Origin of the sequence: Campylobacter concisus, assembly GCF_902460625.1 — a bacterium.
GTDB classification, from domain to species: Bacteria; Campylobacterota; Campylobacteria; order Campylobacterales; family Campylobacteraceae; genus Campylobacter_A; species Campylobacter_A concisus_AD.
This window is the reverse complement of record NZ_CABPUT010000009.1, coordinates 6,584-29,580: the sequence shown is the minus strand read 5'-3', so window position 1 is coordinate 29,580 and position 22,997 is coordinate 6,584. Positions and strand designations below refer to the sequence as shown.

Sequence of the window (22,997 nt, the reverse complement as noted above, 5' to 3'; positions counted from 1 at the left end):
CGGCTAGTAATATTACTCATATAGAAATATGCAAATATTGCATAGTAAAGGAGAAAATGATGAAAGAAGGCAAAGTCATCTGTCCTTATTGTGGGACGGGCTGTCAGGTTACCTTGCATGTGGAAAATAACGTCGTTCGTGCCGCAACTGGCGTTGAAGACAATCCAGTTAATCAAGGAAATTTATGTTTAAAAGGCTTTTATGGCTGGGACTATGTAGCAAGCCCGGATAGACTTACAAAACCACTCATCAGAAAGAAAAATGGTGTATTTTCAAAGGATGGTGATTTTGAGGAAGCCAGCTGGGACGAGGCACTTGATCTTGTCGTAGAAAAAATGAAAGAGACCAAAGCAAAATATGGCCCAGACGCATTAGCTGGAAATTTCTCAGCACGTTGCACACTTGAGGACAACTACGTTGCTCAAAAACTAATGCGTGCCGTAATTGGTACAAACAACGTCGACCACTGCGCTAGAATTTGACACGCTCCGACAGTAGCAGGACTTGCTAAAACAATCGGAAACGGAGCTGCCACAAATAGCTTTACGGAGATTGGCACTTATAGTAACTGTATATTAATGATAGGCTCAAACCCAGAAAATGGTCACCCAATAGCAGCTATGCACATCCAAAGAGCGCTAAACCGCGGTGCGAAACTGATCGTCATCGACCCTATTAAGACTGAGTTTGCAAGCAGAGCTGACATTCACTTACAACTAGAGCCAGAGCACAATATCCCAGTTATTAACGCACTTCTTTACACTATCATCGAAGAAGGCCTTGTAAATGAGGAATTTGTAAGAGATCACACAATAGGCATTGAGTACGTCAAAGAAGCTGTAAAAGACTATGCTCCAGAGGTCGTGGCTAAATACACAAGGCTAAATCCAGAGGATATCAGAGCGGCTGCTAGAATGTACGCTACCACAAAGCCAGCTGTCATCACTCACGGTATGGGCGTAACTCACTTTAACCACGGCGTTGGCGGAGTTTGCGATGTGTCAAATTTATTCTTGATCACTGGCAACATCTGCGAGCTTGGCACAGGCGACTTACCACTAAGAGGTCAAGAGAACGTTCAAGGCTGCTGCGATATGGGCGTTTTGCCAAATATTTTCCCAAATCTTGGTTCAGTAACTGATCCAGAGCAAAGAGCTTGGTTTGAAAAAATGTGGCACCTAGAACCTGGATTTTTGAGCTCAAAAATAGGCGTTCACAAAACCGAAGTACCTGATGCGATCCTTGATGGCAAGGTGCATTTCTTCTGGACTATCGGCGAAAATCCAGTCATCTCTGAGCCAAATACAAACCACTTCTTAAAAGGTATCGCTCATGTTGATTTCTACGTCGTACAAGATCTATTTTTAACTGAGACTTCACTAAAAGCTGACGTCATACTTCCTGGCGTTGCAAGTAGCGAGAAAGAAGGACTTTATACAAACGCAGAGCGCCGTGTCCAGCACAACGAAGCAGTCATCACACCTCCAGGAGATGCTAGACAAGACTGGTGGATCGTTTGTGAGATCGCACGCCGTTTAGGAGCAACTGAGGGATTTAACTTCAACTCACCTGAAGAAATTTGGGAAGAAGTTAGAAAATGCGATCCAAGACGATATGGCGGTATGAGTTATTACCGTATCAAAAAGCATCACGGACTTCACTGGCCATGTCCAAACGAAGATGACATGGGCGGTCAGAGCCTCTATCTTGATAAGAAATTTTTCACACCTGATGGCAAAGGTCGTTTTGTGCCATGCCTCTTTGTGGATAAGGCCGATAAGATCGAGAGCGCAAAACTTGAGTTTGCTAAGAAGATGAATATGTCGCCTGAGTATCCTATCATGGCTGGCTCAGTCGATGAAAAGACTGACGATGAGTATCCGATACAGCTTCTAACCACTAGAAAGGTCTATCAATACACAGTTGGCACCATGACAAGACGCTCACGAGCGATTGAAGAGGGTGGAGATAGTATCGGACCTATCGCCGAAATGAATCCAGCACTTGCAGCAAGATATGGCTTAAAACAAGGCGACTTCATCAAAGCATGGAGTAGATACGGCTACATCGTCGTAAAAGCTGAAGTAACAGACATCGTGCCTGATGGCATCATCCAGATGACTTTCCACTACTGGGAGAGCTCTTGCAATGAGCTAACAAGCAGCGGTTGGGACTACATCAGTAAGACTCCGACATTTAAAGCAGCTATTCAGATCAAAAAGATCGATGAAGAAGAATTTTTACGAGTTCGTGAACTAAAACGCATAAAATTCCAAACTTCAAAGATCATCTATGATGACTTCCACCATCACGGAAATGCAGCGATAAATGAGTAAATTTAGCGGGAAATTCCCGCTAAATTTCTTTACTACCAAATTTCATAATCCAAAAATTTTGACATTGCGAAGCCAAAAAATCTAAATTTTAACTTCACTATTTGTGGTTAAATTTTATATTTAAATACAAAAGCAGATATTTTTAAATTTATTTAAACGCCAAAAAACTCATAAAATTTCCCCATTTAAATGTACTCTCGACTCGCTTAAAGCCAGCATTTATGGCTAAATTTCTATTTTCTTCTTCGGTGTATGGCACCAGCACATTTTCAAGCGCCTCTCTCTTTTGAGCGATCTCGTAGCGTGAGTAGCCTTGCGCCTGCTTGTAGTCTTCATAAATTTCTATGACGCTTTTAGTAAGCTTTTTATCTTCAAAGATGATCTTTTCACTAAACAAAAAAACTCCATTTTCATTTAGTCCGTTATAAATTTTTTGCACCAGACCGGCCCTTTTTGGCGGTCTGATAAACTGCAAAGTATAGTTTGCCAAAACTGCATCAAAGCCCGCTAGCTCACACTTTAAAATATCATCATGCAAAAATTTTATCTTTGCTCCATAAGCTTTTGCCTTATTTTTGGCATTTGCAAGCATAGCTTCAGAGTTATCCACGCCACTTAGCACGAGGTCGTTTCTAAGGTTGTTTAGCAAAAGCAGGCTATTTGCCGTCGAGCAGCCAAGGTCGCATACACTTGCATCTTTTGGCAAAATTTTAGCAAGTAGTTTTGCATTTAGATTTGAGCTCATATCGTAAAACGGCACCGAGCGCGAGATCATATCATCAAAAACGCTCGCCACAAAGTCATCAAACTCAAACTGCTTGCTTATAGGCTCTTTAAAAATTTCATCTCTCATATACCAGCTCCGTATCCATCAAAGTATCTCATTGTCTCGTTGCCAAAAAGATCGCACACGCCAACACAAGCTCTAGCCCCGTTTATATCGCATTTGATCTGTTCTTTTAGCTCTTCAAGTGTGTTAAATTTTTTATTATCTCGCAAACGTTTTATAAAACAAACCGCGACATGCTTCGCTACTTTTGGCGCGACCTCGTCTAAGATGTGTGTCTCAACGCTAAAATTTCCATCTGTGCTAAGCCTATTGCCTATAAATGTGACCGAGCCATAGGTGTATGAGCCCATCCTAGTTCTTGTGGCATACACACCGTCTTTAGGCAAAAGATAATTTTTTACATCCAAATTTAGCGTTGCAACTAGCTCCTTTGCACCGATGCCCTGCCCTTTTATCACATTGCCCTCGATTGAGTACTCCCTGCCTATTAGCCTGTTTGCCTCTTCGATGTTACCTTGACGTATCAGCTCCCTAATGGATGAGCTATGCACGCCCATGCCATCATAACAAACCTCATCAACAATGACCACCTCACCATCAAAAATTCTTTTCAAATCGTGCTTATCCCACGCTCTGTTTCTACCAAATCTAAAATCAAAGCCAACAACGATTTTTTTTAAATTTTTGAAATCCCGCTTTAAAAGTGCGATAAATTCCTCACCGCTAAGCCCTTTAATGGTGTCAAAATCATACAAAAAGCAAGGGTAGTTTGAGTACTCCGCTCGCTTTAGCTTTGGCGTGATGTTGGCTTTATTTTTATCGATCACGACAAGTCCGCCAAACTCGCCAAGCTGCTTTAAAAGCTGTTTGTGCCCTCTATGCACGCCGTCAAAATGCCCGATCGCAACGGCAGTGATATTATCTTTTGTTAAAAGCGTAGAAAAATTCGGCATTTCCCTCTTTCCCTTTTACCTCGCACTCTTTGCAAGTTATCATTTTAAATCCTAAGCTATTAGCCATCACTTCAAACCTCTTCATCGCTAAATTTATAGCTTTCATATCAGTGACGACGCCTTTTTTATTTCGTTTTACGCCAACACCCACTTCAAACTGCGGTTTAAAAAGCGTTATGATAAGCGAATTCTCGCTTGCTAGCTCACGAATGGTAGGCAAAATTTCAGCTAAAGAGATAAAGCTAACATCGCAGGTTATTAGATCAAATTTATCTTGCTCTTGCTTGGCAAACTCTCTGACGTCAGTTTTTTCATAAATTTTTACTCGCTCATCACTTCTTAGACTAGCATCTAGCTGATCCGTACCCACATCAACGCCGGTCACGCTTTTTACACCGCTTTCAAGTAAAATTTGCATAAAGCCACCCGTTGAGCTGCCTATATCAAGTGCATTTTTACCAGTTAGTTCAAATTTCATTGCTCTCAAAAAGCTTTTTAGCTTAAGCGCTCCTCGCCCAACGTAAATTTCATCAAGTAGCGAAATTTTAGCCTCGTTAACTTCACTTGAAACCTTGATGCAAATCTCGCCGTCTGCTAGCACTTTGCCAGATTTTATAAGCTCGCTGGCCTTGTTTCTACTGATGTTTAAAACGCTTGCGACATAGTTATCAAACCTCAAGTTTTAGCCTTTCATATTCGCTCTCATCGATCACTCGCACGCCTAGCTCATTTGCTTTATCAAGCTTGCTGCCAGCCTCATCGCCAGCTAAGACAAAGTCTGTTTTTTTAGAAACTGAGCCAGAAACCTTTGCGCCAAAACTCTCAAGCTCCGCCTTTATTTCATCCCTTGGGCGACTTAGCGTGCCAGTTATTACCACCGTCTTGCCACTTAGCGCATTTGAGATGCTTTGCACCTGCGCTACGCTTGGCTGCACGATCTGGCTTAGGGCTAAAATTTCGTCCCTATTTACCTCGGCAAAGTCAATTAGGCTATTTGCCATCTCCACACCAAAGCCTTCAAGTGAGGTTAGCTCCTCAAAGCTAGCATCAAGCCAGCCATGTCCAAAGCTACCTGCAAGCTTTTTAGCCGCTACCTCGCCGATGTGTTCGCAACCAAGGCCAGTGATAAAGCGCGATAGCTCCGCACCTTTGCTAGCTTCAATGGCATTTAAAAGGTTATTTACCTTTTTCTCTTTAAAGCCCTCAAGCGCGATGAGATCATCAAATTTAAGGCCGTAAACGTCTTTTATGCAGGAAATTAGCCCCTTATCAAATAGCAAATTTACTATCGCGTCGCCAAGGCCGTCTATGTTTAGGCATTTTTTCGATGCGTAGTGGATTATCGAGCCCACCACTCTTGCCCTGCAGCTTAAATTTTGGCACTTTACAAACACCCCCTCGTCAAGCAGGTGCGAGCCGCAAACTGGGCAAATTTTAGGCCTCTCTATCGCCTGCTCGCTGCCATCTCGCCTATCTTTGTAAACCTTTGTGATCTTTGGTATGACGTCTCCTGAGCGTATGATGCCGATATAGTCGTTTTTCATCACTCCAAGGCGCTCTATTTCATCAAAGTTATGAAGCGTGGCAGATTTCACATTTGCACCGTCGATATTTACCTCATCAAGCACGCCAACAGGAGTTACTACACCGCTTCTACCAACCTGAAGTGCAACATCTTTTAGCCTAGTCACCTTTTCAATAGCTGGAAATTTAAACGCCACCATAAATTTTGGAAATTTAACAGTATAGCCCAGCTCTTCGCAGCGTGTGAGATCGTTTACACGTATCACCATACCATCCATCATCACGCTTTTTGAGTCACGATTCGCCAAAAGCTCGTTGTATGCAGCCTCAAGCTCGTCTTTTGTTAAAATTTTAAAAAAATCATCTCTTTCAAAGCCAAGATCACGCACAAATTTCATCACCTCGCTGTGATCTTTTAGCCCAAGGCTCTGCTCTCCAACGCCCCACGGTATGAAAAGTAGCTTTCTTTTAGCAGTCACTGCGCTATCAAGCTGTCTTAGACTACCAGCTGCGGCGTTTCTAGGGTTTGAAAGTGGTGCCTCACCCTCTTTTGCGCGCTCTGCGTTTAGTAGCCCAAAGTCATCTTTTCTTATAACTACCTCACCCCTGATTTCTATAAGCCCTTTGTAATCAATGTTCTTTAAAACAGAATTTATCGTCTTTGCATTTTGCGTCACATCCTCACCAGTAACGCCATCACCCCTAGTTATCGCCCTAACCAAAACACCATTTTCGTAGAGTAAATTTAAGCTCGCTCCGTCAAATTTTGGCTCAGCAACAAAGGTTAAGTTCTCTTTATCGCCACGCTTTAGCCATGCATCAAGCTCACCTAGATCAAAGATATCCTCCATACTCCACATGCGTTTGATGTGATTAGCCTTACTAAAGCCCTCTTTTACAGTACCACCCACGCGTTTTGTAGGTGAAAAGATAGAAATTTCACTTGGATTTGCCTGCTCGAAGTCTAGAACTGTGTGATATAGAGCGTCGTATTCCTCGTCACTTGCAAGTGGCTCATCCTCATCGTAGTAGGCCTTTGCCCACGCATTTAGCGTATCTACCGCTTTTTCGTACTCTTGTTTTGTCATTTTTGCTCCAAATTTACACCGCATTTTATCTTAAACATACTTTATAAATGATCTAAATTTAGCTCTCTCGCGTCACATAAATGGACATTTTTATAGACCTTTGCTATCTCATCCCTCGCTCTCATCAGCGCAAAACCAAGTAAATTTTGCCCTCACCACTTCATAGGATTTTTCGCATTTTCATCACTTGCGCTCATGCCTATGCCCCAAATTTTATCAACAGGGCTTGCCTCAACCAAAACTTTACTCCCAGTTGATAGCAAAAAGTCTCGCAAAGGTGCATTTTGGCTAAATTTTAGATAGCTCGCATTTAGCACGACGCCAAATTTGACCTCGTCCCAGACCTTAGCGTCAAAGCCTCGCACCTGCCTGCCAAGTGCCTTCATCTGCGCTGGATCTTTGGCGGATAAAATTTCCTCCAAAGCCTCTTTATCACCAAAGCATTCAGTCTTTTTAGCCTTGCACTCTACCAAAGCGTGGCTTGCTTCATCGCCTCGTGCATATCAAAAAGCTGTTTGTGTTCAGCCACATCGTGTGTGCGAATAATCTGCGCGCCATTTTCGAAGGCTTTTAGATGCAGGTAAAGTGAGCCTGGCAAGCGCTCTTTAACCTCGCTTGGATAATAGTGATTTATAACTGATTTGCGGCTGGCACCAACTAGCAGCGGGCAGCCAAATTTTAAAAAATGCTCCAAATGCTTGATAAGCAATAAATTTTGTTCAGCCGTCTTGCCAAAGCCAATACCCACATCAAGCACTAGCTTTTTGGCACCAAGCTCCTTTGCTAGGGCTATCTTTTGCCCAAAAAAGTCTGCTATCTCGCCGATTAAGTCGTTATATTTTGGTGCGACCTGCATGGTGGCTGGATCACCTTGCATATGCATCATGCAAAACTCAGCGTCATATCGCGCCGCAAGCGTGGCGAGTGAGGCGTTTGCCGTGATGTCATTTATCATTTTAAAGCCGTGATTTAGAGCAAATTCTAAACAATACTCATCAAAGCTATCAAGGCTAAATTTCGCCTTTTCGTGTAAATTTAGCCTATAAATTTCTTCAATGATATCTTTTATGCGTCTAAATTCCTCTTCACGGCCGCAATACTCGCTCCCTGGCCTTGAGCTAACACCACCAAGGTCGATATAGTCTGCACCTGCTTCTATCATGTATTCTATTTTTGAGATACCGTTTTGCGTATTTATGCGGCTTTGTTCATTAAAGCTATCTGTGTTTATGTTTGCAACGCCCATTATAAGAGGCTTTGTTGGCTTTATAAATTTTGTATCTAAAAAAGCTGCTAAATTTTTAAGTCCAAAGTCTTGCAACTTCTCTTTTTTAGCTAGCTGTCTAAGCTGTGCATTTGTTGCCATTAGTAAGGCTTTATTTAGACTCTCACGACCCAAAATCGTATCTTTATGCGTCACAAGCTCAGCTCCAACGCTTAGGGCGTCTTGCTTTAGGATATTTGCCGCTGGGGTTTTTATCTCGTCTATAAATATAAAATTTATCTCGCTCTTTTCATGCATGAGCTTCGCACCAGCAGGACTTGGCGAGATGGCTTTACAAATTTCATCAAAGTCACTTTTATTATTTATCTTGTAAAATTTCAACGTCGTCCTTTTTGAAATATAGTAAGCAGCAGTGGCGTTAGTACGGCGTGAGACTTGGCATTTAGATCTGCAAGCTTGATAAGCGAGAAAAAGTAATCCATCTCCTCGCCGCTAAATTTATACCCACTATCAACCGCCTTTGTCACTATAACGCCCACAAGCTCTTTTAGCTCGTTTTTGCCAAATTTCTGAGCTTGCTCATCTGCGATCTTTTGATCGATAAAGCTTGTTAGCTCTTTTAAACTAAGTGATTTTAAATTTAGATCAAGAGTTATTTTTGGCTTTTTGGTGAGATTATTTTCTATGAGCATTCTTGATCTAATCGTTGGTAGAAGTAAATTTTTACTCTGCGTTGCTATTATAAATTTGATATTTCTTGGGGGCTCTTCGATGATCTTTAAAAGTGCATTTTGAGCCTCTGTCCTAAAAGAATTAGCATGTATTACTAAAATTTTTTCATCTTTTTCAGCAATGTAAGCTTCTGCGATGACCTCCTTTGCATTTTCTAGTAAAAAATCATCGCTTATAAAAAATCTTAAATTATTTATGCCAAACTCGCTTTCAAGCTTGGCTTTTAAACTTTCAAAATCGCTTGTAACGACGATTTTATTAAGCATTTAGAGTATCACCTTTGCAAAGAGCGCCGCATCGATGCTTTTATCAAAAATTTTGCAAAGGCTTATTAGCTTAACGTCTAAATTTTCATCGCTTGAGCTAAGAGTAAAGCTATTTTGTGCCTGTTCGTCAAATAACCACATATAACTATCCTCATCACTTTTGGCTAAATTCGCATATCTATCAAGGCTCTTTCCGATATAAAAAAACAAGTATCCGTTTGGAAAGGCAAGACTTAACATATCTTTTAGTAGCTGCTTTTGCTCATTGGTCTCTATCTCATCAAGCGATGGATAAAGCGATCTTAGGCTAAAAAATGGCAAAAATGGCCTAATGCTTTTTGAGTGATTCATCTTTTTTAAAAGATAAGTTTCAAACCATCTTCGCTCTTCATCACTTATAGTTATAAAAGCCCTTCCTTCAAGTAAAAATTTAAGCCTAGATGCAAGTAAAGGCGTCCATTCAACACGCCTTTCCTCCATCCAGCTCATCAAAGGGCCTTCATCCCTAATAGCCTTTAACGTCCACTGTATAAAATCTTGCATTACTGATCTAGCTTATAAGCATCGTGAAGTACGCGAACTGCTAGCTCACCATATTTTTGATCAACGATCATAGAAATTTTTATCTCACTTGTTGAGATCATTTGGATATTTATACCCTCTTTTGCAAGCGTTTCAAATGCTAAGCATGCTACGCCGCTATGGCTCTTCATGCCGACACCAATAACTGAAACTTTCACGATCGCGTCATCAAATTCTATATGTTTTGCAGCTGAGAGCTTTTGCATAGTCTCTTTTGCTAGTTCAAGCTCGTTTTGTGGCACTGTAAAGCCTAAATTTGTAGTACCGTCATGTCCTACATTTTGGATTATCATATCTACGTTTATATTTTCATGAGCTAAAGCTGTAAAAATTTCTGCTGCAATGCCGGGCTTATCAACTACGCCTCTTAGTGTTACTCTTGCTTGATTTTTATCTAGTGCTATTCCGCTTACTAAAACTGCTTCCATATTGTCATCTTCCTTTGCTATTAATGTACCTTCGTTGTGATTAAAGCTACTTCTTGTAATGAGTTTTACATTTAGTTTTTTTGCTAGCTCGACTGAGCGATTTTGTAGTACCTTTGCACCAGCAGAAGCGAGCTCAAGCATCTCATCGTAGCTTATTTGCTCTAGTTTTTTTGCCTTTTTTTCTATCCTTGGATCAGTTGTATAAACTCCATCAACATCGGTAAAAATTTCGCATAGATCAGCATCAAGCGCTCCTGCTAAAGCAACCGCACTAAGGTCGCTTCCGCCTCTACCAAGCGTCGTAATATCGCCCTTTTCATCTATGCCTTGAAAGCCGGCTACAACCACGATCTTGCCAGCTTTTAGCTCAGCTTTTAGCCTTTGTGTATCTATCTTTTCTATTCTAGCTTTTGTATGTACATTATCGGTAATAATGCCTGCCATCGCACCTGTCATACCCACACAAGCACAGCCTTTTGCATTAAGTGCAATCGTTAAAAGTGCGGTCGTTACTTGCTCTCCAGAGCTTAAAAGCATATCAGTGGCAATGCCGTCTGGGTGTTTTGAAAAATATTCACTATATTCAACCAATTGATTTGTAACTCCGCTCATCGCAGAAACTACCACAACTACGTCTGCACCGCTATTTTTTGTCTCAATGACTCTATTTGCCACAGCTTCGATGCGTTCAAGTGTTCCTACGCTAGTTCCGCCAAATTTTTGAACGATCAACATCAAAAATATCCTTTCTCTTTAAAATAACTCAAAACCTTTTCATAAATAGGCTTTTTAAAATGATTTATGCCTTCTAAACTTCTACCAAAATCTACAAATTTATACTCGCTAAACTCAGGATGCTCTGTCTTTAAATTTATGCTGGCACCATTTTTAAGTCTAACTAAAAAATACTTTTGCGTCTGTCCATCAAATGGGTAAAATTTCTTTGCCGCATTTGCTGGAAAGTCGTAGCTTAGCCACTCTGGATACTCTTCTAAGATATCGATTTTATCAGTTCCGATCTCTTCTTTAAGCTCCCTTTTTAAGGCCTGCTTTGGACTCTCGCCTTCGTCTATTCCGCCTTGGGGAAACTGCCAGATATCGTCCATATCCACTCTTTTTGCGACTAAAATTTCACATTTAAACGGATACAAGCTAGACAAAACAACAGCTGCCACGTTTGGTCTATATTTTTTTTGCATGTTTTTTCCAAGAAATTTATTTGAGATAATAACTAAAAAGAGTTAAGAGATAGATAAATAAGACTACTTTTTACGCCGTTTGTAGTAAATCACGCAACCGCTAAAAAGTAGCACGCTTACTCCAAAAGAAGCCATAAAAAAGATAAATTTTCCAGCCTCTTTGAATATATATCCAGCGTGCAGATCAAGCATAAATTTATAAATTTCAAAAGATTTTGGCATGGTATTTTTTAAAATTTCTCCACTTGCCGTATCGACCGCAAGCCTAACGCCATCACTCTCACTAGCACCTTTTGGCAAGTAAAAGATCATAAATTTTACGCCATCTTTATTGAGGATAAAATTTAAAGCATCAAACTCATTTCCAAATTTTAAAGTAAAAATTTCATAAGCTTTTTGAAGATTTTCTACCTTTTGCTCATCATTTAGGCTAAAGCCATTTTTGCTAGTAAAATTTGGCTTTTTAAATACCTCTTGCTCGCCATAAATTTGATTTATGACCCTAGCGAAGCTCTCATAAGAAAAGTATAGACCGCTAACACAGATAATAAGCAAAATAACCCCCAAATAAAGCCCTAAAAATCCATGCAACGAATATAAAAATGCAAATTTCTTTGCCTTTAGATTTAGCTTAAAGGCGCTAATAAATTTACTTCTAAATCTCCAAAAATGTATTAGCACTCCGGTTATTAAAATCACAAGTAGTGCAAGCGTTGAAATCGCCACTAGCTCACTTGCAAATTTAGATAAATTTTCATTTTTAAATAGAGCTAGTCCTAGATTTTTATGTAAATTTAAAGCTAGCCCTATAAATTTTTCTACACTATTTTCAGAGACTATCTCGCCCGTATAAGGATCTACAAAAAATGACTTAAACTCGCCACTCTCGCTTGTGCCGCTTACTACATAAGCTCTATTTGCCTCGCCTTTTATCTTTATATAACTAAGGTTAAAATTTGGCCAAGTCTTACTAAAGACCTTTAAAATTTCATCTATTTTTAAAGCACTTTTATTAGTTGCTATATCTATCTTATCTTTACTAAAAGCTTCAATTATCTCATCATGATACGAAATAATCGCTCCACTAATTGAGATTATCAAAAGTGGCAAAGCAAAGATAAGAGCTAAAATTAAGTGAAATTTCCGCCAAATTTTAAACATTTTAAAACTTCAAATTAAAGCCAAGCTCGATCTTTTGCCCATCGGCTATTAAGATATCATATCTGTTTGATCTTGTCGTAAAAAACTCGTTAAAGAGATTATAAACGCTTAGGTTTAGGCTGAAATTTTTAGTTACATTGTAGTTTATGCCAAGATCTGCGATAACGTAAGCTCTCATATCATTAGCATAGTTAAAAGAGTTTTTAGTTCTACCATAGTAATTTATCTGTGACCAGAAATTTAGCCATCTATTTAGCTCGTAGTTCGCTCCAAATTTAAATGTATGAAGCGGATAGTTGTTTAAGGTTTTACCAGCTTCTGGTCCATCTTTTTGTTTTGATTTTGTATAAACATAGCTTTGATTTAGTCTAAGATCATTTGTCACCTGCCACTCATTTGTTAGCTCAACTCCGTAAATTTCAGCCTTGCCGATATTTATACTCTCCCAAATACCATTTGGATAAATTTTACCTTTGTGTCTGCAAACGCTGCCTCTTGAGCAGATAGGGTTATAGCTTAACATATCTTTAAAACTTGTGTAAAAGCCAGTTAAAGACGTTTCAAAACCTTCATTATTATTATAAACGCCACCAAATTCATAACTTACGCTTGTCTCTGGCTTAAGGCTACTTCTACCAAGCTGTGCTCCAAGTCCTCCAGCAAATGGCAACGCAAGATCTTGTGTGCGTTGCTTGATATCGGGTGTTGCATAACCTGTGCTAACTCCACCCTTTAAGGCGAAAAAGTCGTTTAAGCTATAGATGCCATAAATTCTTGGTGAAACGTGCGATCCATAGTTTTCATCGTAGTTATAACGAATACCAGTACTTAAGATAAAGTCTTTTGTAAGATGATAATCATCTTCGCCGTAAAGCGAAACATCATACCTTTTTACATTTGCCGCATCTGCTGTGGTAGCCTTTTCGTCAAGCTTTTCTTTTTTAGCGTTTAGTCCTAATGTAAAGGCATTATTATCGGTAAAATATGAGCCTTTTGTATCAAAATTTAGAGTCTTTAACGTCAAATTTTGTTGAGCTGTCTCTTTTAGCTTGCCATAAGATAAATAGCTTTGAAGCAAGATATTATCAAGCCTTGCTTCGTGGCTTAAATTTATCATATCTCCCTCTATTCTCTCGCTAGCAACCGAGTTAGTACCAGTTGATAGTGTTTTGCCTTTAGTTCTTTTATATTTCACATCGCTTCTTGCAAGCTCAAGTATAAGATCATTATTTTCATTTGGCTTAAAAAATAGCTTTGCACCAAAATTTCTATCCTTTTGCTCTCTGATTGCATAAGAAATTTTATCTTCTGATTTATTTAAATTTTTACCATAAACAGAAACACTTAAAACATCATCAATTAGTCCAGAGTGCAAATAAAGGCTATTGTAAAACTCACCGCTTATATTTTTATTTCTTGCAAATTTATAGCTTGAGCCAAGATTTGCACCAAATTCATTACTAAACTCATCTGTAATGATATTTATAACTCCGCCTAGTGCGTCACTTCCATAAAGCGAGCTCATAGGTCCACGTATCACTTCGATACGGCTTATCGCACTTGCTGGCGGAATAAAGCTATATGAGCCTCCAACGCTTCTAAGCCCTTTATAGGCGTTATCGCCTGGTACTGGCATGCCATTTACTAAAATTTTAGTAAATCTTGGAGAGAATCCACGTATAGAAATTCCTCGTCTATTTGCCGCTTCGGGAGTCGTTCCAAAAAGACTTGGGATATCTTTGGTCATGCTCTCGATATCTTTGTGATTTTTCTTTTCTAATGCCTCTTTGGTTATAACACTAAGCGTTGCTGGTGCGTCTTTGATATTTTGCTCAAATCCTGTCGCACTCACTACTTTAACTTCTGGTAGAACCTTATCTTCATTTGCAAAAAGCGGTAAATTTATAAAAATTGCCGCGCAAATAGAAATTTTTAATGCACTTTTCACAAAAACTCCTTATAAAAATTTAATGCACATTTTACTAAAATTAAATAATCGTTATCAATATCATACGTAACGCTAAAGGGATTAAATTTAACGCTTGAGGGATAAAATGATAAATTTAGACAAAAAATATGGAACGAGCAAGATATCTCAAAAGGAAAAACAAGTAAGCGTGGAGTTTTTCAAGCAAAGCAGTGGCATCAGCTATCTAAAAAGTGAAATTTTATGTAATGGCAGGATAAAAAGAGATCGCCACAAGTCTAAAAAATACCTATTTTTAATGTTTAATGAGGATAAAAACGATCTTTGCTTTAAGCTTGATAGGAAAGAGTATATTTTAAACAAAGATGAATTTTGTATTGGGCTTGTTAATGATGATTTTAAAGGTGTCTTTGAGTATCAAAATAAATTTTATAAGACAAAAACACTACTTTTTGACGAAAGCTACGCAAATAAGCTTGAGATATTTGCTGGGCTTAGATTTGATGATAAATTTGAGCTATTAAAACACAAAAAAGATTTAGCTCAAATTTGCGTTTTAAATGAACTTGATACGACAAATTTATATGAAGGCGCGATGAGAGAAATTTTTACCGAATCAAAAATTTTAGAGCTTATTTATAAAAGTAAAATACGAAAAGAGAGCGAAATTTCACTTAGCAGTGACGAAGAAAAGACTCTTTTAAGGGCTAAAACGATCTTGTTAAGTCGTATGCAAAATCCTCCAAGTATCAAGGAGCTAGCCCATCTTTGTGGCACAAATGACTTTTGGCTAAAGAAAAATTTTAAGCTATTTTTCAAAGATACGATCTATCAACTCTTAGCAAAAGAGCGTCTAAAGCTAGCTTTTTCTCTTTTAGAGCAAAATGATATCAGCATAAAGGAAGCCGCAAATATCGTAGGCTACGCAAATACTGCACATTTTGCAAAAATTTTTAAGATAAATTTTGGATTTTTGCCAAGCAAACTCTTAAAGACCAAAAGCTACTTTTAAACTGCTATAAATGCCAAATTTCTTATAATCGCCAAAATTTTAAAGAGAGAAATTTGCAAGTTTATATCCACGTGCCATTTTGCGAAAGCAAATGTCCTTATTGTGCTTTTGGCTCAAGTGACGACGAATTTAACAAGGTTAGTGCCTATTTTAAGGCACTTTGCTTTGATCTAAATTTTCAGCTAAAAAGCCAAAACGTAAAAGAAATCTCAACCATCTTTTTTGGTGGCGGCACACCAAGTGCGGTAAATGCTAAATTTTATGATGAAATTTTTAGCGTTTTAGCGCCTCTTTGCACTCCAACAACCGAGATCACACTTGAAGCAAACCCAAACTCAGCAAGTCTTACTTGGCTAAAGCATGTTAAAAATTTAGGCGCAAATCGCATAAGCTTTGGTGCTCAAAGTTTTTTTGAGGATAAGCTAAAATTTCTGGGGCGCATTCACAGCAGGGAGCAAATTTTTAAAGCTATAGAAAATGCCCAGACAGCTGGCTTTAGCAATATAAATTTAGACCTCATCTATGACACCAAATTTGACACTAAAAAGCATCTTTTGGCTGAGGTTGAAAATTTAAAAAGCCTTGCTATCACGCACCTAAGTGCTTACTCGCTCACGCTTGAAGAAAGCACCCCTTTTGCTGGCAAAAAAAACTATAAAAAAGATAGCGACAATTTGACTAAATTTATGATAGAGCAGATCAAGCGAGCTGGCTTTGGGCAGTATGAAATTTCAAATTTCGGCCAAATTTGCAAGCACAATCTTGGCTACTGGCAAGGCAAAAACTATCTTGGCGTGGGCGCTTTTAGCGTGGGCTTCGTGGATGGCACGAGATACTACGCCAAAAATAGCATAGATGCCTACATCTCACAACCAACTTACAGAAAAAAAGAAATTTTAAACGAGAGTGAGCTAGTAAGAGAGCATATATTTTTAGGGCTTAGAAGCATAGTTGGCGTGGAGGCTGGACGATTAAGTGAGGCTCAGAAAAAAAGAGCAAATCTGCTTGTGGAAAATGAAAAACTGCTCTTTAAAAATAGTAAATTTTACAATCTAAATTTCTTACTAAGCGACGAAATCGCACTCTTTATCGAGGGCTAAATTTATAAAATTTTGAGCAAAGTCAAGATAAAATACAAAGCTTAAATAAAATTTAATAGAGGCAAAAATGTTTGGAATGAGTTTTTCTGAAATCTTAGTTATCGCCATTATTGCAGTGTTAGTTTTAGGTCCTGACAAGCTGCCAAGCGCGATGGTTCAGATTGCAAAATTTCTAAAAATGTTTAAAAAAGGCATAAACGACGCAAAATCAACATTTGATCAAGAAATGAAGATAGCTGAGCTAAAAGAAGATGCTCAAAAATATAAAGAAAGCATAACTCAAAGTACGCAAAGTGTGCGCAAAAAGCTTACTTTTGAAGAGCTTGACGAGATCAAAAAAAGCGCAAATGATATCACAAACGATATACAAAATGTCGTAAGCGATACCAAAAAAACGGTAGAAAATATACAAAATCCAACAAATTTAGTTAAAGATGCGATCTTAAACGATAAAAAAGAGGCGTAATGTTTGAAGAGCTAAGACCCCATTTAATTGAACTTAGAAAGAGACTTTTTATAAGCATAGTAAGCGTTTTTGTCTGCTTTGGCATCTGCTTTACGTTTTGGAACCCACTACTTGCATGGATGAGCGAACCGCTAAAACAGGTCTTGCCAGCTGGCTCAAATATCATATTTACTCAAATTCAAGAGCCATTTTTTACTGCGATGAAAGTTGCATTTTTTGCTGGTGTCGTGATCGCGCTACCTATCATTTTTTGGCAGTTTTGGTTATTTGTCGCTCCTGGACTTTATGACAATGAAAAAAAATATGTGATCCCATTTGTCATCTCAGCTTCATTTATGTTTGTGTGCGGGGCAGCATTTTGTTACTACGTGGTGATTCCACTTGGCTTTGCATTTTTGGTAAATTTTGGTGGCCAGCTCTTTACGGCATTACCAAGCATTGGCGAGTATGTCGGTTTTTTTGCAAAACTACTAATTGGCTTTGGAATTTCATTTGAGCTACCAGTCATTACATTTTTCTTAGCAAAGATCGGACTTGTCGATGACAAGATGCTAAAAGATTACTTCAGATACGCTGTTGTTATCATCTTTATCTTTGCAGCCATCGTTACGCCACCTGATGTGATAAGTCAAGTCTTAATGGCGCTACCACTCATCGGACTTTATGGAATTTCAATAATCGTTGCTAAAAGAGCTAACAAGAGCGACGATGAAGACGAAAAAGAAGAACAAGGCAGTGACGTAGCAAGCGATGAGTAATATAAACGACGTCTCAAGTTATGATTATTGTTTGCCAGAAGAGCTCATCGCAAAAGAGCCAGTTTTGCCAAAAGAAGAGGCAAGATTGCTTGTCTATTTTAAAAATACAAAAGAGATAAAACACTACAAATTTAAAGATCTCTCCAGCCTCATCCCAGAGGACGCAGCGGTCATTTTTAATAACACAAAAGTTATCAAAGCTCGCATTTTAGGACAAAAAGAAAGCGGCGGGGCTTGCGAAGTGATGCTAAATCAGCCCATAGGCGAGAATAAATTTAGCGTCTATATAAAAGGCAAAGTAAGTGTCGGTAGCGTTTTAAATTTCGCTGATAGCATAAAGGTAAATGTGCTTGAGCTAAATGATGATGGCTCAAGGGTGGTAAATTTTACGCAAAATGGCGTTTTACTTGATAACGTTCACCTTTTTAGTGAGCTTGAAAAGATCGGTCATGTCCCGCTTCCACCATACATCAAAAGGGCTGATACAAAGGATGACGAGAGCTGGTATCAAAGCATATTTGCCAAAAATAGTGGTGCAGTGGCAGCTCCGACAGCTAGCCTTCATATAAGCGAACAAATGTTAGAGCAGATAAAAACAAAGCATGAAGTCGCCTACATTACGCTTCATGTTGGCGCTGGGACATTTAAAGGCGTGGAGTGCCAAAATATAAATGACCACAAAATGCACTCAGAATTTTACGAGCTAAGCGAGCAGGCTCAAGAGATTATAAATTCTAATAAACCAATCCTTGGCGTTGGTACGACGGTTACTAGATGTGTTGAAGAATTTGCAAGAAGCAAGCAAGCAAGCGGCTTTTGCAAGCTATTTTTAAACCTAAATAATAAGCCTATCAGGCAAAACTACCTTCTTACAAATTTTCATCTACCAAAATCAACTCTAATAATGCTGGTTACTAGCTTCATAGGGCTTGAAGAGACGATGAGAATTTATAAAACGGCAGTTGATGAAAAGTATAGATTTTACTCATACGGCGACGGGATGTTGATAATATGAAAGATAAGCCTATCGATATCATAAACAGAATGGAAATTTTCCTTAGTGCCATATACCAAGATGCGCAAGATACTAAAAATTCCATCATTTTTAGTTACGATCCAAGTTATCCAAGGTTTTTAAAATTTGATGCCACAAATCTCATAAAAACACTTGAAAATATTTGCAAATTTTTTCTTTACTCTACCGAATATGCAGACATTTACATTCTCTTTCAACTTAAAAATTATAGTCCCAAATCTGTACATTTTGACATTAAGATAAAATCTAGCCATAGCGTAATGAGGCCAAGCCACTACTATCTCAGCAAGATAAATAACTATCTAAAAAAAGCAAATGAATCTATAATCTCTCATAATGATGGAGAATTTTTAATATCTTTTAGTGCGGCACTAACAGGCGATAGAGCCATCCAAAGACAAATAAATATCAAAAATCAAACAAATACAAATATCTTAGTCGCTTGCGATGACGATGCTTTGTTTGACACCATTAGTGCTCAGATAAATTTTTTAGGTCTAAAAGTTATCGGCAAAAACGACCTTAGCAATCTAATGAGACATATAAAAGATTCTATTTTTACCCCATTTGTTATTTTTATCGATAGTAAAATTTTAAAAAATGAAGCGATGTTAGAGGATATACTTGAATTTAAAAATATTAAAAATTTTCGTATTGTAGCTATTTGTAAAAGCGATGAGTCGGCCAATGATCTGCCAAATCATGTCACAGTATTAAAGCAGCCTTTTAGCACAGATAGCTTTCAGTTAGCTTTTAAAAATTCACTCGAGAAATAGACCAATTTTTACTTTTTAATTTTAATTTATCCCAAGATATCTTTTTAAAATAATAGTGGCTGAAATGCTATCTAGCCTGCCATCTCGTCTTGTATTGGTGTAAATTTCACTAGCTTCGCTGCTACTAAAAGCTTCATCTTGATAGACAATATTTGCCTTTACATCAAGAAGTGAGACAAAATGCTCGATACGTCTTCTCATCTCATCTTCGCTACTACCGCCGATTGGCACACCTACCACCAGTGTATCTGGAGCATATTCATTTACTTTTTGGCTCACATCTCTTGCGGCTTGATTTCTATTTTTTCTAAGCACTGGCTCAAGCGGAGTCACGATCTCGCCAAAACCAAAGGCAAGTCCTATTCGCTTTAGCCCAACATCAATAGCCATAAATTTCTCTCTCATAGCACGCTCTTTACTCTTAGATTTGAAATTTCAACTAGCCCTTCAAGCTCGTACTCATAGATGATATCGCCAAATTTTGCCAAAACTTCATCAAGACTTACGCCATTTTTACAAAATTTTAAGATCTCGTCACTAGTCTTTTCTTGCTCTTTTATCTCGCCAAAAAGTGAAGCAAATTTATGATAGTCATCAATAAGCTCGGCTTTTTTATTTGCAAGCAAAAAATTTGTCCCATCGCTTTCGCCCATGCGTTGTGGCAACACATAAACTGGAATTTTAAGCTCATTTGCAAGCCTTGCACTTTGCATAGAACCACTTTTAAGATCAGCTTGCGCAACGACTAGAGCTTCACAAAGTCCCACAACTATGCGGTTTCGCTCCAAAAATCTATAAGCAAGTGGTGGCTCGCCTTCATCATACTCACTAAGTGCCAAGGCTTTGGTGTAAATTTCATTTATCGCCACTTTATTTTGGCTTGGATAAATGGTGTCAAGTCCGCTCGCAAAAATGCCAATTGTTAGTGGCATAGCAGCTTTATGAGCTGCGATATCAACGCCGATAGCTCCACCACTTACCACGCATATGTTTGCACTTTTTAGCGCTGCGCAAAGTGCCGCGACACACTCTTTTGTATAAACACTTGCCTTTCTTGAGCCAACAACTGCGATCTTTGGTAAGGATAAAAGTGAAGTATCTCCGATAAAATTTAGCTGTTTTGGTGGATTTTTTAGTCTTTTTAACGGCTCTGGGATAAAGTCAAGTCTCATAAAATATCTTTTAAATAAACCACATCAACATCTTTTAAAAGATTATTTTTACTCTCTTTTATAACCGAGATCGTATTTTTCTTTGGATGTCCAATGGCGATCGCATAGCCTCTTTTTTTAGCCAAATTTACAGCAGCCACAAGCTCACGCCTAACAGCACTAGCCGATGGATCGTCGTCTAAAAATATATCTCTTGAAATGTATGGCTGATTATGTTTTTTTGCAGCTCTTGCTACTGCGGTTTGGGCGATAGTTTTGCTATCAACAAAGACAAAGCCCTGCTCTATCAGCGCCCTATAAGCCTTATCCATAGCGTCAAAATCGCTTGTAAAGCGCGATCCTGTATGGTTGTTTGTATATTTTGCACGAGGAAAATCTTTGCGTATCTTTTTTATCTTCTGAAGCATGCTCTCAAAACTCTCGTTGATCGTAAGAGTTCCTATCTCTGGGCTATCAAAGTGTTTTGCTTGCATCGGAAGATGTATCATGTAAAACTCAAATGTTCTTGCGATATTTGGCGTATCTGGATGAGTCTTTGTCGCTGGGAAAATAGACGGTGTGATTTTTAAGCCAAGCGACTTTATCATACTTGCATGTTCAAATGTCGCCACATCGTCTATTATGATGACGAGCTTTGCACGTCCTTGTATGCTGGCATTTGGCGTAAAAGGTACCGCTTCAAAGCTATCTTTTTTTATATTTTTTTCTTCGTATTTTGTTTTTTCTATCTTTTTGGTAGTTAAATTTTCAGTTTTTTTAGCTGGCTCGACTTTTATGTTCTCGTTTTTAAATTTCTCTTTTTTTTCTATTTCAGTACTTTTATTTTGATCGACTTTTACTTCAAAATTTTGAGGTTTTAACTCAGTTTTTTGTTCTATTTTTGAGCTATAAAATGGCTCTATCTTTTGTTCATTTTCTATTACACTAGGCTCTGTATTTTTATAACTTGCAAGTAAATTTTTAGTATCGTTTTGCTCTTTTTTTATCTCTTCTTTTTTGGCTTCACTCTTTACTTCAGCTATCTTCTTTTGCTCTTTTGGCTCAACTTTTGAATTTAAAGCAAGCTCACTTTTATGCTTAGGATCGGTAAAAATTTTACTTAAATTTTCATCTTCATCAAATTTTAGAGGGTATTTTCTCTTTTCGTATTCTTGTTTTTTCTCTTTACTGGCAACCTTTGGCTCAGCTTTTTTAGAAATTTGCTTCTCTATCTTTGGCTCATTTGCTTTGCTTATCTGTTCTGCACCATTATTTTTTATACTAAGAGCTACGCTAAGTGCTATTATCAAAATAGCTGCGATAATGCCGATACCAAGATAGGTTTTATTGTGAGAGCGACCTGTGCTTTTTTTTGTAGGTCGCTTCTTTGTAGTCTTTTTTTCGCTCAAGGCTTAGTTTTTATTTTGATCTATAAGTTTGCCGTTAGTTATCCAAGGCATCATCGCGCGAAGTTTTTTGCCAGTTTGATTTAGCAAGCTTCTCTCAGCTATACCTCGTTCAGCGTTCATTCTAACATATCCTGCTTTTCTCTCTAGGATAAAGTCTTTTGCAAATTTGCCATTTTGAATCTCTTTTAAAACTTCTTTCATAGCTTTTCTGCTCTCTTCGCCAACTACCCTTACACCGCTTACGTAATCACCGTATTCAGCTGTGTTTGAGATAGAATAACGCATATCAGCCATGCCACCTTGATACATCAAATCAACGATTAATTTTAGCTCGTGCAAGCATTCAAAATATGCCATCTCAGGCTCATAACCAGCCTCTACAAGAGTATCAAAGCCAGCATTTACTAGCGCACAAAGACCACCACAAAGCACAGCTTGCTCACCAAACAAATCTGTTTCAGTTTCATCTTTAAATGTTGTCTCGATAATGCCGGTTCTACCGCCACCTATACCGCAAGCGTAGCTTAGAGCGATCTCTTTTGCCTTTCCACTTGCATTTTGCTCAACAGCGATAAGATCAGGTATGCCGCCACCTCTTACAAATTCACTTCTAACTGTGTGACCTGGGGCTTTTGGAGCGATCATAATGACATCTATATTTGCTGGAGCTTTTATCTGGCCAAAATGAACGTTAAAACCATGCCCAAATGCGATAGCAGCATGATCTTTTAAATTTGGCTCGATCTCGTTTTTATAAATTTCTGCTTGAAGCTCATCTGGAGTTAAAATCATAACCACATCAGCGCCCTTTGTAGCTTCGCTTACGGTTTTTACCTCAAAGCCTTTTGCTTCAGCTTTTGCCCAGCTTTTGCCACCTTTTGAAAGGCCAATCACAACGCTTACACCGTTATCTCTTAAATTTTCAGCATGTGCATGACCTTGTGAGCCAAAGCCAATGATTGCTACTTTTTTACTTTGAATAAGGCTTAAATCACAGTCTTTATCATAATAAACATTTATAGCCATTGTTACTCCTATTATTAAAATTTGGCAAAATTATAACTTTAGCCAGCAAAAA

General features: G+C 38.4%; 23 protein-coding genes. 7 read left to right on the top strand and 16 right to left on the bottom strand.

What is annotated here, in order from left to right; translation table 11 throughout:
• Positions 1–56: 56 nt before the first annotated feature.
• A complete protein-coding gene (locus F3G69_RS07355; protein ID WP_316342264.1) occupies positions 57–2,336 on the top strand; it encodes a molybdopterin oxidoreductase family protein in 2,280 nt (759 codons plus the stop codon).
• A gap of 148 nt (positions 2,337–2,484) precedes the next feature.
• Here the strand turns inward: F3G69_RS07355 and cmoA are convergent, their stop codons facing one another.
• From cmoA to F3G69_RS07295, 12 genes are all read right to left on the bottom strand, one after another.
• Positions 2,485–3,189, bottom strand: a complete 705-nt coding sequence (gene cmoA, locus F3G69_RS07350; RefSeq protein WP_149714856.1) for a carboxy-S-adenosyl-L-methionine synthase CmoA — start codon at positions 3,187–3,189, stop codon at positions 2,485–2,487.
• A complete protein-coding gene (locus F3G69_RS07345) occupies positions 3,186–4,079 on the bottom strand; it encodes a bifunctional riboflavin kinase/FAD synthetase (RefSeq protein ID WP_149714855.1) in 894 nt (297 codons plus the stop codon). Before F3G69_RS07345 ends, cmoA begins: the two co-directional genes overlap by 4 nt.
• Positions 4,045–4,758: a 23S rRNA (cytidine-2'-O)-methyltransferase TlyA gene (gene tlyA, locus F3G69_RS07340; RefSeq protein WP_149714854.1), complete on the bottom strand. Its 714-nt coding sequence runs from the start codon at positions 4,756–4,758 to the stop codon at positions 4,045–4,047. The genes F3G69_RS07345 and tlyA overlap by 35 nt, the downstream gene beginning before the upstream one ends.
• Complete coding sequence (ligA, locus tag F3G69_RS07335; RefSeq protein ID WP_149714853.1) at positions 4,748–6,691, bottom strand: NAD-dependent DNA ligase LigA; 1,944 nt, start codon at positions 6,689–6,691, stop codon at positions 4,748–4,750. The genes tlyA and ligA overlap by 11 nt, the downstream gene beginning before the upstream one ends.
• Positions 6,692–6,843: 152 nt before the next feature.
• Complete coding sequence (ybiA, locus tag F3G69_RS07330; protein ID WP_223155897.1) at positions 6,844–7,164, bottom strand: riboflavin biosynthesis intermediates N-glycosidase; 321 nt, start codon at positions 7,162–7,164, stop codon at positions 6,844–6,846.
• Positions 7,158–8,297, bottom strand: a complete 1,140-nt coding sequence (folP, locus tag F3G69_RS07325; protein ID WP_149714852.1) for a dihydropteroate synthase — start codon at positions 8,295–8,297, stop codon at positions 7,158–7,160. The genes ybiA and folP overlap by 7 nt, the downstream gene beginning before the upstream one ends.
• The gene (locus tag F3G69_RS07320) at positions 8,294–8,914 is read right to left on the bottom strand and encodes a DNA polymerase III subunit delta' (protein WP_149714851.1); all 621 of its coding nucleotides are present in this window, start codon (positions 8,912–8,914) and stop codon (positions 8,294–8,296) included. The genes folP and F3G69_RS07320 overlap by 4 nt, the downstream gene beginning before the upstream one ends.
• Positions 8,915–9,457, bottom strand: a complete 543-nt coding sequence (locus F3G69_RS07315; RefSeq protein WP_103583365.1) for a HobA family DNA replication regulator — start codon at positions 9,455–9,457, stop codon at positions 8,915–8,917.
• Complete coding sequence (locus tag F3G69_RS07310) at positions 9,457–10,659, bottom strand: aspartate kinase (protein WP_149714850.1); 1,203 nt, start codon at positions 10,657–10,659, stop codon at positions 9,457–9,459. Before F3G69_RS07310 ends, F3G69_RS07315 begins: the two co-directional genes overlap by 1 nt.
• On the bottom strand, positions 10,659–11,123 hold the full coding sequence (locus tag F3G69_RS07305; RefSeq protein ID WP_149714849.1) for an RNA pyrophosphohydrolase: 465 nt from the start codon (positions 11,121–11,123) through the stop codon (positions 10,659–10,661). The genes F3G69_RS07310 and F3G69_RS07305 overlap by 1 nt, the downstream gene beginning before the upstream one ends.
• Before the next feature lie 63 nt (positions 11,124–11,186).
• A complete protein-coding gene (locus tag F3G69_RS07300; protein ID WP_149714848.1) occupies positions 11,187–12,284 on the bottom strand; it encodes a PepSY-associated TM helix domain-containing protein in 1,098 nt (365 codons plus the stop codon).
• A 1-nt stretch (position 12,285) separates the two neighbouring features.
• On the bottom strand, positions 12,286–14,232 hold the full coding sequence (locus F3G69_RS07295; RefSeq protein ID WP_149714847.1) for a TonB-dependent receptor domain-containing protein: 1,947 nt from the start codon (positions 14,230–14,232) through the stop codon (positions 12,286–12,288).
• Positions 14,233–14,338: 106 nt separating this feature from the next.
• Here F3G69_RS07295 and F3G69_RS07290 point away from each other — a divergent pair, with 106 nt between their 5' ends.
• The 6 genes from F3G69_RS07290 to F3G69_RS07260 all read left to right on the top strand — a co-directional run bounded on the left by F3G69_RS07290 (position 14,339) and on the right by F3G69_RS07260 (position 19,359).
• Positions 14,339–15,223 (top strand): helix-turn-helix domain-containing protein, encoded by an 885-nt coding sequence (locus F3G69_RS07290; protein WP_149714846.1) that lies wholly within the window; start codon positions 14,339–14,341, stop codon positions 15,221–15,223.
• A gap of 53 nt (positions 15,224–15,276) precedes the next feature.
• Positions 15,277–16,323: a radical SAM family heme chaperone HemW gene (gene hemW, locus F3G69_RS07285; RefSeq protein WP_149714845.1), complete on the top strand. Its 1,047-nt coding sequence runs from the start codon at positions 15,277–15,279 to the stop codon at positions 16,321–16,323.
• 67 nt (positions 16,324–16,390) lie between these two features.
• Positions 16,391–16,789, top strand: a complete 399-nt coding sequence (gene tatB, locus F3G69_RS07275) for a Sec-independent protein translocase protein TatB (RefSeq protein ID WP_149714844.1) — start codon at positions 16,391–16,393, stop codon at positions 16,787–16,789.
• Entirely contained in the window at positions 16,789–17,547 is a 759-nt protein-coding gene (tatC, locus tag F3G69_RS07270) for a twin-arginine translocase subunit TatC (protein ID WP_149714843.1), read from the top strand. The genes tatB and tatC overlap by 1 nt, the downstream gene beginning before the upstream one ends.
• Complete coding sequence (gene queA / locus F3G69_RS07265) at positions 17,540–18,562, top strand: tRNA preQ1(34) S-adenosylmethionine ribosyltransferase-isomerase QueA (protein WP_149714842.1); 1,023 nt, start codon at positions 17,540–17,542, stop codon at positions 18,560–18,562. Before tatC ends, queA begins: the two co-directional genes overlap by 8 nt.
• Positions 18,559–19,359: a hypothetical protein gene (locus F3G69_RS07260; protein WP_149714841.1), complete on the top strand. Its 801-nt coding sequence runs from the start codon at positions 18,559–18,561 to the stop codon at positions 19,357–19,359. The genes queA and F3G69_RS07260 overlap by 4 nt, the downstream gene beginning before the upstream one ends.
• Before the next feature lie 21 nt (positions 19,360–19,380).
• On the opposite strand, the gene ruvX is transcribed toward F3G69_RS07260, so the two are convergent.
• The 4 genes from ruvX to ilvC are packed head-to-tail and all read right to left on the bottom strand — an operon-like array spanning position 19,381 to position 22,945.
• On the bottom strand, positions 19,381–19,764 hold the full coding sequence (ruvX, locus tag F3G69_RS07255; RefSeq protein ID WP_103579911.1) for a Holliday junction resolvase RuvX: 384 nt from the start codon (positions 19,762–19,764) through the stop codon (positions 19,381–19,383).
• Complete coding sequence (locus F3G69_RS07250; RefSeq protein ID WP_103600387.1) at positions 19,761–20,531, bottom strand: DNA-processing protein DprA; 771 nt, start codon at positions 20,529–20,531, stop codon at positions 19,761–19,763. Before F3G69_RS07250 ends, ruvX begins: the two co-directional genes overlap by 4 nt.
• The gene (locus F3G69_RS07245) at positions 20,528–21,919 is read right to left on the bottom strand and encodes a divergent polysaccharide deacetylase family protein (RefSeq protein ID WP_103600388.1); all 1,392 of its coding nucleotides are present in this window, start codon (positions 21,917–21,919) and stop codon (positions 20,528–20,530) included. Before F3G69_RS07245 ends, F3G69_RS07250 begins: the two co-directional genes overlap by 4 nt.
• A gap of 3 nt (positions 21,920–21,922) precedes the next feature.
• Positions 21,923–22,945 carry a ketol-acid reductoisomerase gene (gene ilvC, locus F3G69_RS07240; RefSeq protein ID WP_054196937.1) on the bottom strand — a complete coding sequence of 341 codons (1,023 nt, stop codon included), beginning with the start codon at positions 22,943–22,945 and terminating at the stop codon, positions 21,923–21,925.
• Positions 22,946–22,997: the final 52 nt, after the last annotated feature.